The organism is Aliiroseovarius sediminilitoris (assembly GCF_900109955.1).
Classification (GTDB): Bacteria; Pseudomonadota; Alphaproteobacteria; order Rhodobacterales; family Rhodobacteraceae; genus Aliiroseovarius; species Aliiroseovarius sediminilitoris.
Window position 1 is genome coordinate 531,022 of sequence record NZ_FOJB01000001.1, and the last position, 12,301, is coordinate 543,322.

Here is a 12,301-nt window from a genome sequence, read left to right on the forward strand (position 1 = left end):
CTCATCCCCAATGGGCTGGCATAGATCGGTCCGATGAAAGAGGCAGACGTGAACATGGCTGAAAAGAAACAAGACGGCATCTGGGAAACGATCAAGACGATCTTCTGGGCGCTGATCATCGCTGGTGTGTTCCGCACATTGTTCTTCCAACCCTTCTGGATTCCCACCGGGTCCATGAAAGACACGCTTCTGATTGGAGACTTTCTGTTCGTGAACAAGATGGCCTATGGCTATTCGCGCTATTCCTGCCCGTTCTCGTCCTGCCCGATCTCGGGTCGGTTGCTGGGGTCCGAGCCCGAGCGTGGCGATGTCGTTGTGTTCCGCCACCCGTCGCTTGGCACCGATTACGTGAAACGCCTGATCGGGCTGCCGGGTGACAAGATACAGGTTACGAATGGCATTCTGTTCATAAACGGGGAAGAAGCGAAACAAGTGCCCGACGGCACGTTCGAGGAAATCAAACAAGCGCAGGGACGCTTTGCGACCTTCCCGCAATGTGCCAACAGCCCGGTCGGGCAGGGCGGCACCTGTATCAAGGAAAAAGCCATCGAAACGCTGCCCAACGGCGTCACCCATTCCGTCTTGAATGTGCGCAACACGCGTCTGGACAACACGAATGTGTTCACGGTGCCGGATGGCGAGTATTTCTTCATGGGTGACAACCGCGACAACTCGACCGACAGCCGCGTCAGCCCCAATGCGGGCGGCGTGGGCTTCGTGCCTGCTGAATACTTGTTGGGCCGCGCGGATCGCGTCATGTTCTCGGCGGCGGGCAAGCGGCTGTTCTATTTCTGGACGTGGCGTTATGATCGGTTCTTCAAGGCGATCGAGTGAAGCTGTCAAGTGATCTTCAAGCCTTTCAAGGCCGTATCGGGTATGAGTTCAAAGACCTCGAGCTGCTGATCCGCGCGCTGACACACGGGTCGTTTTCATCGGCCACACGACCCGACAACCAGCGGCTGGAATTTCTGGGCGACCGGGTGCTTGGTCTTGTGATGTCCGAAAAATTGCTGCGCGACGATCCTGACGCGCCCGAAGGCACTTTGGCCCCGCGCTACAACGCGCTGGTGCGCAAGGAAACCTGCGCGGATGTGGCGCGGCAAGTCGATATCGGCGCGGTGCTGAAACTGGGCCGGTCAGAGATGAAGACCGGCGGGCGGCGCAAGCAAGCCCTGTTGGGTGACGCGATGGAGGCCGTGATTGCAGCGGTTTACATGGATGGTGGGTTGGATCAGGCCCGCGAAATGATCCTGACGCTGTGGGGCGACCGGATCGACAAGGTCGAAGATGACGCACGTGACCCCAAGACCGCGTTGCAGGAATGGGCGCAAGCGCGCAAGATGCCCCCACCGGCATATATAGAAACCGCGCGCGAAGGGCCGGACCATGCGCCGGTGTTTACGATCAAGGCTGAACTGTCGAACGGACGTTCTGCCGATGCCACGGCAAATTCAAAACGCGCCGCCGAGCAGGCGGCCGCCCGCACGCTGCTGAAGCAGTTGGAGAGCAAGAAATGACAAGCCAACCGCAACGTGCCGGTTTCGTCGCCCTGATCGGGGAACCCAATGCCGGGAAGTCGACACTGACGAACCAGATGGTCGGAGCCAAGGTCTCGATCGTGACGCACAAGGTGCAGACGACGCGCGCGCGCATCCGTGGGGTGGCCATCGAGGGCGACACCCAGATCGTGTTTGTGGACACGCCGGGCCTGTTCCAACCGCGCCGTCGGCTTGACCGGGCCATGGTCGCCGCCGCATGGGGCGGCGCCGCGGATGCGGATATCACCGTTCTGCTGGTCGAAGCCCATCGCGGCGTGACCGAAGGTGTGAAGCGCATTCTTGAGGGGCTGGAAGAGATGGGCAAAGGCCGCACCGTCGCGCTGGCCATCAACAAGATCGACAAGGTGAAGGCCGAGGTGCTGCTGGCCTTGGCGAAGGATCTGAACGATCGCTATGATTTTGCTGAAACCTTCATGATCTCGGCCGAAAAAGGTCACGGGGTGCCAGCCTTGCGCACGTGGTTGGCAGAACATCTGCCGGAAGGGCCATGGCTGTATCCCGAGGATCAGATTGCCGATCTGCCCATGCGCATGATCGCCGCAGAAATGACGCGCGAGAAGCTGACCCTTCGACTTCATCAGGAACTGCCCTACCAGCTGACGGTCGAAACCGAGAATTGGGAAGAACGCAAAGATGGCTCGGCCCGTGTGGACCAGATCATCTATGTCGCCCGCGACGGTCACAAAGGCATTATTTTGGGCAAGAAAGGCGAGACGATCAAAGCGGTCAGCCAATCCGCCCGAGCCGAGTTGGAAGAATTCATGGGCCGCAAGATCCACCTGTTTTTGCAAGTGAAAGTGCGCCCGAACTGGCTGGATGAAAAAGAGCGCTATTCGGAAATGGGGCTTGATTTCAAGGACGGCAACGTTTGACTCGGCTGACCGCGGATCTGTGGGTTGCGGCCTATCTGACGCGGTTGCGCCTGTCTGACATTCCCGCGTTCATTACCCGCAAAGGGGACGCGACAGCCGGGGCAGTTCTGGTGAAGATGAACACGCTGGACGGGCGGGCGGTGGCCTATCAACGCAGTTTCGATTTGATGACCGGTGATCGGTGCTGGGTCGCCCTGACTGGCGGCGACGAGGCCGATGTTGACGCAGCACTGGAGCGCCAAAAGAGCTTCGACCCTGATCTTTGGGTGATCGAGGTTGAAGATCGGGCGGGCCGCCATCTGCTGGATGAACCGGGCCTGTCGGATTGACCCCCATTGCCAAGCACGCGACGAAGGCTAGTCTGACCGCAGGAGGGTGACAGGCATGGATTGGCGGGACCAAGGCGCGCTTTTGTCCGTGCGCAAGCATGGCGAAACCTCGGTGATTATTGATGTGTTCACCGAAAAGCACGGGCGCCATGCGGGCGTGGTGCGTGGCGGCACCAGTCGGAAAATCGCCCCGATCCTGCAACCCGGCGCGCAGTTGGATGTCGCGTGGCGGGCGCGGCTGGAAGAACATATCGGCAGCTATACGGTTGAACCCTTGCGCAGTCGCGCGACGGTGTTATCGGACCGCACTGCGCTGGCTGGACTGAACGCGATCACGTCGCTGCTGACGTTTTCCCTGCCCGAGCGCGAGCCTCACCCGCAGCTTTATCGGCGGACGCAAGCGATGCTGGACCTGCTGGGAGCGAACGAGGCATGGCCGACTGCTTATCTGAAATGGGAACTGTCGTTGCTGGATGATCTCGGTTTCGGGCTGGACCTGTCATCCTGTGCCGTGACCGGGGCGATGGATGATCTGACCTATGTGTCCCCCAAAACCGGGCGGGCCGTGTCGGCTGAGGCGGCGGGCGAATGGGCTGACCGTCTGCTGCCCTTGCCACCCGAACTATTGGGTGCGGGCAGCGGCGCACGTGAAAATATTCTCGCCGGGCTTCAGACCACCGGCTTTTTTCTTGGTCAATGGCTGGCGCATGCCTTGGGCAACAATCCGTTGCCCGAACCACGCGCAAGGCTGATTGATCGCCTCAAACGCGAGGTGCGTGACGATTGACCAAGGCCTGTCAGCGTTGCGACAGGAAAACCATCTGACCACCGGTTTCGTTTGACATGATCAGCATATCGCCCTGCACCTCAATCTGACGCATCTCGGTCAGAGCAGTGAAATACTGGCTTTCGTGGTCTAAAGCGTCGCAAGCTCGGCGAGTCGCGGCGATTGGGCCGATCTCGAACCAAGGATAAGGCGCTTTCTGCTCGCTTGAATAACTGTTGCAGGGGGCTTCGCCGACGATCTGACCGGGTTTCGGGAAGGTGATCGTTGCATTGGAGTCGAAGGGCTTTCGATCAATCTCAAGCAGCGTCCATACGGTTTCACGGTCGGCATAGCCGGAAATCGTTTCATCCGTGCACGCGGACAGAGCGAGGGACGCGAGCGCGGCGGGGATGAGCAAAGTCGGTTTCATGCTGTCAACTTACGCCGCAAGGGTCATATTGCCAACGTGATCAAGCGTCACGAAGGGCAAGAATTGCGGCCATCAGCGTGGACATGGCGTTCTTGTTGCCCGTCGCGTCTGTGGCGGACAGAGCATCCATACCCACAAATGAGCTGTAGATAATCCGCGCAAAATCGGGGTTTGTCAGGTCCAGTTCGCGCAGGATGTCTTCCAGCAATGCCATCCGCTTTTGATCGACACGATGCACCGCTTCCGAGGCCAAAGGATTACCATACGCCCACGCACGGATTGCTGTTTCGGCCAGATCACCATCGGCTTTCAGCCCTGGCGAAGCCGCCATGTCGCCGAGTTGATACAGCCGTTTGACCGGATCGTTGTCGTCGGACAGTTTACGCGTAATCGCGTCAATGGCGTGGTCTTCCCACGTAGCAAGAAGTCTTTTATGGAAATCTGGAACGTCCTGGAAATGCCAGTAAAAAGACCCCTTTGTCGTTCCTAACGCGCGGGCCAGGGGTTCAGCTTTCAGCGCCTGCGGCCCGTTGGAGGTCAAGGCGGCCAGGCCCGCCCTGATCCAGTCGTCTGCATTTAGGCGTGGTTTGGTGGCGGGCATGAAACTGCTCCAATATGGTGCATACGGTTACGTAGGGATATCCGAGTCGCGAAGCAAACATACGCCAGCGTATTGTAGTATGCAACCGGGTATAATACCGCGCAGGCCACCGTGTTTGGTCGGCTCGGGCCGCAAACCGCAGTGTGCTAGCCCAACAAGCGGCGTGCAATCACCTGTGCCTGAATTTCGGCGGCACCTTCGAAAATGTTCAGGATTCTTGCGTCGCACAAAACGCGGCTGATTTGATACTCAAGCGCGAAACCGTTGCCGCCGTGAATTTGCAGCGCGTTGTCAGCGCAAGCCCACGCCACACGCGCACCCAGCAGTTTGGCCATACCAGCTTCAAGGTCGCAACGTTGGTCGTGATCCTTTTCCCACGCCGAGAAATAGGTAAGCTGCCGGGCCACCATGATTTCGACCGCCATCATCGCCAGCTTATTAGCAACGCGTGGGAAGTTGATCAGGGATTTGCCAAACTGCTTGCGGTCCTCGGCATACTGCATGCCGATTTCCAGCGCGTTCTGGGCCACGCCGATGGCGCGGGCGGCGGTTTGGATGCGGGCGGCCTCGAAGGTTTTCATCAGTTGCTTGAAGCCCTGGCCTTCCTCGCCTCCGAGCAGATTTTCGCCCTTTACCTTGAACCCGTCGAAACCGAGTTCAAATTCCTTCATCCCGCGATAGCCAAGCACTTCGATCTCGCCGCCCGTCATGCCTTCGGTCGGGAAGGGGTTTGCATCGTCGCCGGGCTGTTTTTCGGCAAGGAACATCGACAGGCCACGGTGATCGGTGCTGTTCGGATCGGTGCGCGCCAGAAGCGTCATCACATGGGTTCGTGCGGCGTGGGTGATCCAAGTTTTGTTGCCGGTCACTTCATAATCGCCATCTGCGTTCTTCACAGCGCGGGTGCGCAGAGAGCCAAGGTCGGACCCCGTGTTGGGTTCTGTAAAAACCGCCGTCGGCAGGATTTCGGCGGACGAGATCTTGGGCAGCCAGTGTTCCTTCTGCGCATCCGTGCCACCGGCAAGGATCAGTTCTGCGGCAATTTCAGAGCGGGTGCCCAAAGAACCGACGCCGATATAGCCGCGGCTGAGTTCTTCAGACACCACCACCATGGAGGCCTTGGACAGCCCCATTCCGCCAAATTCCTCTGGAATGGTCAGGCCAAAGACGCCCATCTCCGCCAATTCTTCAAGGATTTCCATCGGAATGTAGTCATCTTTCAGGTGCCATTCATGCGCGTTCGGAACGACCCTGTCATCGGCATAGCGACGGAAGGTTTCGCGGATCATCTCAAGCTCTTCGTCCAGCCCGGTGGCCCCGAAAGTGGCGTGGCCGGCATTGTCGCGCATCAGGGCAACCAGCCGCGTGCGGGCGGCCTGGCTGTTGCCTTGGGCGACAAGCGTGTCAATCGCATCAGTGTTCAATGCAGAGCCGTCTATCCCCATATCGGACAAGCGCGCCATTTCATTCTGACTCATCATGATCCCGCCCTTTATCTGGGCAAGATACTCCCCGAAGGCGATTTGCAGGATCAGCTTCTCCATCTCGCCGAGCCTTCCATCGTCCTTCAGACGACCTGCCCAGGCGTTCATCTGGCGCAGACTTTCGGTATAGGTGGCAAGCCACGACAGGGCATGGGCAGCGGCTTGATGATCTTCCAGCATTTTGCCCGAGACACGATCACCTTCCGTCACCATGTCGCGCACCGATGCCTTTGCGGCGTCAAATACGGTTTCGACCGGTGCCAGTGCGTCGGCGGTAAGGGTCAAAAGGTCGTCGATCAGAGCGCCTGTCATCGCTGTCTCCTGTCACAATCTGAGCCGGGATTCGGCTGCGTATTTCGCATTTGCAGAGAAATAATCTTTTTGCAGGTGCAGCGCAATAAAAATACGTCAGATATGGTCAAAACGAACAAAAGTGACGCAGTAATTTATCTGCTGCACCACCGTTCGGGCTTCGATAGAAGGAAGGGAACGCGCATATCGTTACGGAAACACATTGGGACTATTGACCGAAATACCGCAGTTGACTCTGCTCCTGGCCGCATTTGTCGCCGTGTTTGCCGGGTTCGTAAAGGGGGCTGTCGGATTTGGAATGCCCCTTATCATGATCTCGGGTCTGGCCACTATGCTTCCGGCTGAGCAGGCCTTGGCGGCATTGATCGTGCCGACGGTCGTGACAAATGGATACCAAGCCTTTCGGCAAGGTCTGATGGCTGCATGGCAGGCCGTTGCCAAATTTCGCGTCTTTCTGATCGCCCTTTTGATCTGCTTGACGCTCAGCGCCCAGCTTGTGACCGTGTTGTCCCAATCAGCGCTGTTCATCTTGATCGGCGTACCGGTCGTGGCATTTTGCTTGATGCAACTCAGCGGGTGGAAACCGACGCTCCGCCCGAAGGATCGCAAGCGGGATGAAAGCCTGATCGGTGCCTTCGCCGGCCTGTCGGGCGGATTATCGGGCGTCTGGGGGCCTCCAACCATCGCATATCTGACGGCGATCAATACGCCAAAGGCAGAACAGATGCGGGTGCAGGGGGTGATCTATGGCGCCGGTGCCGTTGCCCTTTTTGCGGCCCATCTGAAATCCGGGGTTCTGAATGCGCAGACCTTGCCGATGTCGATCTCGATGCTGTTTCCGGCGCTGATCGGGATGGCGCTGGGTGGCGTGCTGCACGACCGGATGCCGCAGGCGACGTTCAAGCGGGTAACACTGATCGTGTTGACGGTGGCGGGGTTGAACCTGATCCGCAGGGGGGTGTGGGGCTAGGCTGAACGTAAAACGCGCCCCGAAGATCGAGGCGCGTTTGAAAGCGTGTCGAAGAGCCGCTTAGCCGATCGCGACGGCTTTCACATCGTCGTCGATATCGCCTTCATACTGAACGAAGTTCTTGGCAAACATATCGACCAGTTTCTGGGACTGCGCGTCATAGGCAGCGGCGTCCTGCCACGTGCGGCGCGGGTTCAGCAGAAGGTCTGGCACTCCTTCAACGGTTACGGGCACTTCAAATCCGAAATTGTCGTCCTTGCGGAACTCCGAATTGGCAAGCGATCCGTCCAGGGCCGCAGTCAACAATGCACGCGTGGCGCGGATTGGCATACGCGAGCCGGTGCCATATGCGCCCCCGGTCCAGCCGGTGTTAACCAGCCAGCAGGTTGCGCCATGCTTGGCAATCTTGTCGCGCAGCAACGCGCCATATTCTGCCGGGCGGCGCGGCATGAAGGGTGCGCCGAAACAGGTCGAGAATGTGGGTTCCGGCTCGGTCACACCCTTCTCGGTCCCGGCCACTTTCGATGTGAAGCCTGACAAGAAATGATACATCGCCTGCGCCGGGGTCAGCCGCGCGATGGGAGGCAGCACGCCAAACGCATCACAGGTCAACATGATGATATTCTTGGGATGTCCGCCCACCGCGGTTTTCGACGCATTCGCGATATAGTGCAGCGGATAGGCGCAGCGCATGTTCGCGGTCAGGCTATCATCCTCAAAATCCAGCTCCTTCGTTTCCTCGTCATAGACCATGTTCTCGATCACGGTCGCGAACTTGGTGGTGGTCGCATAGATCTCCGGTTCTGCTTCGGGCGACAGGTTGATGGTCTTGGCGTAGCAGCCACCTTCGAAGTTGAAGGTGCCGGTGTCCGACCAGCCGTGTTCGTCATCGCCAATCAATGTGCGTTCGGGGTCCGCCGACAAAGTGGTCTTGCCGGTGCCCGACAATCCGAAGAAAATTGCGGTGTCGACGGGATTTCCAGTGGCGTGGTTGGCCGAGCAATGCATCGGCATGACACCTTTTCCCGGAAGGATATAATTGAGAAGCGTAAAGACAGACTTCTTGTTTTCGCCCGCATATTCGGTGCCGCCGATCAGGATGATCTTGCGGTCGAAGTTCAGCGCGATGACGGTTTCCGACCGGCAGCCGTGTCGTTTGGCGTCGGCTTTGAACGACGGGCAGTTTATGATGGTGAACTCGGGTTCGAACTCGTCCAGTTCTTCGCGGTCGGGGCGGCGCAGCATGTGGCGAATGAACAGGCTGTGCCATGCCATTTCGGTCACGAGGCGTACATCCAGCCGGTACGCGGGGTCAGCACCACCGAACAAGTCCTGAACATAGTAGTCCTTGCCCTTCATGTGATCCAGCATGTCATCATACAGAACGTCGAACTTGGCGGGATCCATCGGCGGGTTGTTTTCCCACCAGATATGCGGCTCGACGCTGGGGGTTTTGACGACAAACTTGTCCAGGGGCGAACGGCCCGTGTGTTTGCCGGTCGTGACCAGGAACGCGCCGCCCTGCCCCAAGCATCCTTCGCCACGCTCCAGCGCGGCTTCGATCAGAGCAGGTTCCATCAAGTTGTAATAGACATTGCCCAGCCCCTTGATGCCTTGATCTTCCAAGCGGCGTTCTGGGTTCACCCGTCCAGTGGTCATATTTTACTCCTGTCGCCGGTCCGTCTGTCCCCGGCGTATTTAGGGTTCACATGAAACCGCGTGGCACCCACCACGCGCGCCAACCCTCATGTGAACGAGAGCCGGTAATCGCGCTATAGCATGGTGCCTTTCAAATGGAACAGGTCGCTTTAGTGCAGTTAGCGCAACCAAGCACCTGTTTGCGCAATCATGTTGCGCGCAGGGTGGTTGCAATGTGCGGTAAATTCGCCAGCATTCTGATCAATTCATGCGGCAGACCTGCGCCTGGCGCCACGATTCGCAGTTACATATTGATTCGCATGACCGAAAACAGGACAATGGCGCAAAACAAAATAAACATGAGCAGTGTAAGGAGACCCCTATGTCGAGAATCGCTTTGGTGGACGATGACAGGAACATCCTGACTTCCGTCGCGATCACTCTCGAGGCCGAGGGCTTCGAAGTCGAAACCTACAATGATGGCCAAAGCGCGCTTGATGCGTTTATGCAGCGACTGCCCGATATGGCCGTTCTGGACATCAAGATGCCGCGGATGGATGGAATGGATCTGTTGCAGCGTTTGCGGCAAAAAACAAAGACCATGCCGGTGATCTTCCTGACCTCCAAAGATGACGAGATTGACGAGGTGCTTGGCCTCAGGATGGGCGCGGACGATTACGTGACCAAACCTTTCAGCCAGCGACTTCTGGTGGAACGTATTCGTGCCTTGTTGCGGCGGCAGGAGGTGATTGCCAAAGACGACGCGGGCGACGTGGAAGAAAGTAAATCGCTTATTCGTGGCGATCTGACGATGGACCCGCTGCGTCATGCTGTGTCATGGAAAGGCAAGGACGTATCCTTGACCGTGACCGAGTTCTTGTTGCTTCAAGCCTTGGCCCAGCGCCCCGGCTTTGTCAAAAGTCGTGATCAACTGATGGATGTGGCCTATGACGACCAAGTCTATGTCGATGATCGCACCATCGATAGCCACATCAAAAGGCTGCGCAAGAAAATGCGGACCGCCGACGACGATTTTTCGGCAATCGAAACGCTGTATGGCATCGGTTATCGGTATAACGAGGAATAACGCCGCGTGCGTTGGACAAGATGGTGACAAAGGTGAAGGACACCAAAGCCACAACCCGAAGCGATCTTGTTCTGGGTGAGGACTGGGTCTCGCCGAGTGGCGAGATGGATTATGAACTGCGCAACAAGCGGGCGCAGCGCGGGCTGATCTCGATCAACCGGTCGCCTTTGGCGCGCAAGATCATCACGTTCAATCTGCTTGGTCTTGTTGTCCTGGTTGCGGGGGTTCTGTATCTGAATCCCTTTCGTGACAGCCTTCTGATTCAACGCGAACGGGGCTTGGTGGTCGAGGCTGAACTGATCGCGGACGTGTTCGAAGCGCAGCTTGTGCAGGCCAGTGAAAATCAGGCAGTCACAGCACCCGAGCAGCCGAACTTACCTGCGCCTGAAGGGGAGGTGATGGCTGAGGTGGTGGTGCCCGCCGCACCCGACTTCGCTGAAACGCTGTCCGATTTGCAGCTTCCGGTGGGTCTGGAAGTTTTCGTTTTCGACGCGAACGAGGCTTTGTTGGCGCGATCTGTTGGTGTGCCACCGGCGGAACCGACACCGGTTGACGATCTGGGGCGTGAGATCGGGTCAACCATCATCACCGATCTGCTGAACGCTGTGTGGGAAGGTGTGTCCGGCATTGTCGCAAAGGGCGATGGTCAGTCCCTGCCGCTGGACACCGAAGTGATGGCACGGACGCTCTATCCCGGTGCCATGAACGGCGCGACGCGGGTTTCGAACGGTGTCGATGAAAATGGCGGCACGGTGTTCTCGGTCGCGACGCCCATCCTGCAAAACGGGGTTCCGGCCGGTGTGGTCGCGATCACCAGTGCAACCGGAGAGCTGGATTTGCTTGTCCGCGCCGAGCGTGAGCAGTTGTTGCAAATGTTTGTCATCGCGATCCTTGTATCAATCGGTCTGAGCCTTGTTCTGGCCTCGACCATAGCAAACCCGTTGTCTGACCTTGCTGCTGCGGCAGAACTTGGGCGCGACAAGGATTCCAACAGTGTTCGAACTGGCCGGGTTCGCATCCCTGATCTGACCGCGCGGCCCGATGAAATCGGTCGTTTGTCCGGCGCGCTTCGGGGGATGGTGGCCGCTCTTTACGACAGGATCGATTCCAACGAACAGTTCGCGGCGGACGTGGCGCACGAGATCAAGAACCCTCTGGCCAGTCTGCGGTCGGCCATCGGCACGTTGCGGCTGGCCAAGAAAGACGAACATCGCGGAAAACTGCTGGACGTGATTGACCACGATGTGCGCCGGCTGGACCGTTTGGTCAGCGACATTTCGAACGCATCTCGGCTGGACAGCGAGTTGGTGAAGGAAGAAGAGGAAGAGTTCAACCTTCTGAAAATGCTGCGCAACCTGACCGAGTATCTGGGCAATGAAGGCAGCGACAAAGGTGTTGAGTTCATCACCGACCTGCCGCCGGACCCGATCTTTATCCGAGGGTTGGAAGCCCGGTTGGCGCAGGTGTTTGTGAACCTGATCACCAATGCGCTGAGCTTCTGCGACGAAGGTGACGCGATCCGCGTTTGGGTTCGCAGACGAGAAAACCGTGTGCTGGTGGTGATTGAAGACACCGGTCCAGGCATCCCCGAACAGGCGTTGAGCAAGATTTTCAAACGGTTCTATTCGGAACGCCCTGAAAGCCAGTTTGGCAACAATTCGGGCTTGGGGTTGGCGATCTCGAAGCAGATTGTCGAAGCCCATGGCGGTGTGATCTGGGCGGAAAATATTCGCCCTACAGACGCCGATCTCACGTCTGACCCGTTGGGGGCGCGTTTCGTGGTTGGCCTTCCGGTGTGACCGACAATGACCCGATGAAGCCGCTTGGCTTTCATGCAACGACGATTGCCGTTGGCGATGCGGCCGCGATGATCGTTGGGCCGTCAGGCTCGGGAAAGTCTTCGCTTGCGTTGCAGTTGATCGGGCTGGGGGCAAAGCTGGTCTCGGATGATTACAGCCGCGTCAAAGTCAGGGAAGATGGGCCGATCGTTCTGGCCCCTGACCGCCTGCAAGGGGTGATCGAAGCGCGTGGCGTCGGGCTTGTCAATGTTCCATGGAAGGCGTCGGCACGTTTGCAACTGGTCGTTGATCTATCCAGGGACGAACTGGCGCGCCATCCGGCTTCACGACACCTCACAAACATTGGCGGATATGATATCGACCTTGTTTTGCGGGTTGACGCGCCTTACTTCGCATGTGCGCTATACCACCTGCTGAAATCCGGCAGGTATGACGAAACAAGCTAGGCGATGAT

13 protein-coding genes are annotated in these 12,301 nt (G+C 58.1%); 9 read left to right on the top strand and 4 right to left on the bottom strand.

Features of this window, described 5'->3' with window-relative positions:
- Window positions 1–33 precede the first annotated feature (33 nt).
- The 5 genes from lepB to recO are packed head-to-tail and all read left to right on the top strand — an operon-like array spanning window position 34 to window position 3,547.
- A complete protein-coding gene (lepB, locus tag BMY55_RS02610; RefSeq protein WP_407638992.1) occupies window positions 34–834 on the top strand; it encodes a signal peptidase I in 801 nt (266 codons plus the stop codon).
- A complete protein-coding gene (gene rnc, locus BMY55_RS02615) occupies window positions 831–1,517 on the top strand; it encodes a ribonuclease III (RefSeq protein ID WP_091428059.1) in 687 nt (228 codons plus the stop codon). Before lepB ends, rnc begins: the two co-directional genes overlap by 4 nt.
- Window positions 1,514–2,431, top strand: coding sequence for a GTPase Era (gene era, locus BMY55_RS02620; RefSeq protein WP_091428060.1), 918 nt, complete (start codon window positions 1,514–1,516; stop codon window positions 2,429–2,431). Before rnc ends, era begins: the two co-directional genes overlap by 4 nt.
- Entirely contained in the window at window positions 2,428–2,760 is a 333-nt protein-coding gene (locus tag BMY55_RS02625; RefSeq protein ID WP_091428062.1) for a DUF1491 family protein, read from the top strand. Before era ends, BMY55_RS02625 begins: the two co-directional genes overlap by 4 nt.
- Window positions 2,761–2,815: 55 nt before the next feature.
- Window positions 2,816–3,547: a DNA repair protein RecO gene (recO, locus tag BMY55_RS02630; RefSeq protein WP_091428064.1), complete on the top strand. Its 732-nt coding sequence runs from the start codon at window positions 2,816–2,818 to the stop codon at window positions 3,545–3,547.
- 10 nt (window positions 3,548–3,557) lie between these two features.
- On the opposite strand, the gene BMY55_RS02635 is transcribed toward recO, so the two are convergent.
- From BMY55_RS02635 to BMY55_RS02645, 3 genes are all read right to left on the bottom strand, one after another.
- Window positions 3,558–3,956 carry an META domain-containing protein gene (locus BMY55_RS02635; RefSeq protein ID WP_091428065.1) on the bottom strand — a complete coding sequence of 133 codons (399 nt, stop codon included), beginning with the start codon at window positions 3,954–3,956 and terminating at the stop codon, window positions 3,558–3,560.
- A 40-nt stretch (window positions 3,957–3,996) separates the two neighbouring features.
- A complete protein-coding gene (locus BMY55_RS02640) occupies window positions 3,997–4,557 on the bottom strand; it encodes a TetR/AcrR family transcriptional regulator (protein ID WP_091428067.1) in 561 nt (186 codons plus the stop codon).
- 146 nt (window positions 4,558–4,703) lie between these two features.
- Window positions 4,704–6,353 carry an acyl-CoA dehydrogenase family protein gene (locus tag BMY55_RS02645; RefSeq protein ID WP_091428069.1) on the bottom strand — a complete coding sequence of 550 codons (1,650 nt, stop codon included), beginning with the start codon at window positions 6,351–6,353 and terminating at the stop codon, window positions 4,704–4,706.
- Between the two features lie 229 nt (window positions 6,354–6,582).
- Between BMY55_RS02645 and BMY55_RS02650 the strand changes: the two genes are divergently transcribed.
- Entirely contained in the window at window positions 6,583–7,323 is a 741-nt protein-coding gene (locus BMY55_RS02650) for a sulfite exporter TauE/SafE family protein (protein ID WP_245744631.1), read from the top strand.
- Between the two features lie 60 nt (window positions 7,324–7,383).
- Here BMY55_RS02650 and BMY55_RS02655 read toward each other — a convergent pair whose 3' ends face one another.
- Window positions 7,384–8,982: a phosphoenolpyruvate carboxykinase gene (locus BMY55_RS02655; RefSeq protein ID WP_091428072.1), complete on the bottom strand. Its 1,599-nt coding sequence runs from the start codon at window positions 8,980–8,982 to the stop codon at window positions 7,384–7,386.
- 361 nt (window positions 8,983–9,343) lie between these two features.
- Between BMY55_RS02655 and BMY55_RS02660 the strand changes: the two genes are divergently transcribed.
- From BMY55_RS02660 to BMY55_RS02670, 3 genes are read left to right on the top strand one after another with little or no spacing between them, the layout of a single operon-like run.
- Complete coding sequence (locus BMY55_RS02660) at window positions 9,344–10,048, top strand: response regulator transcription factor (RefSeq protein ID WP_091431951.1); 705 nt, start codon at window positions 9,344–9,346, stop codon at window positions 10,046–10,048.
- 20 nt (window positions 10,049–10,068) lie between these two features.
- Window positions 10,069–11,847: a sensor histidine kinase gene (locus BMY55_RS02665; RefSeq protein WP_091431953.1), complete on the top strand. Its 1,779-nt coding sequence runs from the start codon at window positions 10,069–10,071 to the stop codon at window positions 11,845–11,847.
- Window positions 11,844–12,293: an HPr kinase/phosphorylase gene (locus BMY55_RS02670; protein ID WP_091428073.1), complete on the top strand. Its 450-nt coding sequence runs from the start codon at window positions 11,844–11,846 to the stop codon at window positions 12,291–12,293. The genes BMY55_RS02665 and BMY55_RS02670 overlap by 4 nt, the downstream gene beginning before the upstream one ends.
- Window positions 12,294–12,301: the final 8 nt, after the last annotated feature.

Bases quoted from the DNA above. Each gene is read 5' to 3' on its own strand.
- lepB (WP_407638992.1), top strand. From the start codon at position 34: ATGAAAGAGGCAGACGTGAACATGGCTGAAAAGAAACAAGACGGCATC.
- era (WP_091428060.1), top strand. From the start codon at position 1,514: ATGACAAGCCAACCGCAACGTGCCGGTTTCGTCGCCCTGATCGGGGAA.
- recO (WP_091428064.1), top strand. From the start codon at position 2,816: ATGGATTGGCGGGACCAAGGCGCGCTTTTGTCCGTGCGCAAGCATGGC.
- BMY55_RS02635 (WP_091428065.1), bottom strand. From the start codon at position 3,956: ATGAAACCGACTTTGCTCATCCCCGCCGCGCTCGCGTCCCTCGCTCTG.
- BMY55_RS02640 (WP_091428067.1), bottom strand. From the start codon at position 4,557: ATGCCCGCCACCAAACCACGCCTAAATGCAGACGACTGGATCAGGGCG.
- BMY55_RS02645 (WP_091428069.1), bottom strand. From the start codon at position 6,353: ATGACAGGCGCTCTGATCGACGACCTTTTGACCCTTACCGCCGACGCA.
- BMY55_RS02655 (WP_091428072.1), bottom strand. From the start codon at position 8,982: ATGACCACTGGACGGGTGAACCCAGAACGCCGCTTGGAAGATCAAGGC.
- BMY55_RS02660 (WP_091431951.1), top strand. From the start codon at position 9,344: ATGTCGAGAATCGCTTTGGTGGACGATGACAGGAACATCCTGACTTCC.
- BMY55_RS02665 (WP_091431953.1), top strand. From the start codon at position 10,069: ATGGTGACAAAGGTGAAGGACACCAAAGCCACAACCCGAAGCGATCTT.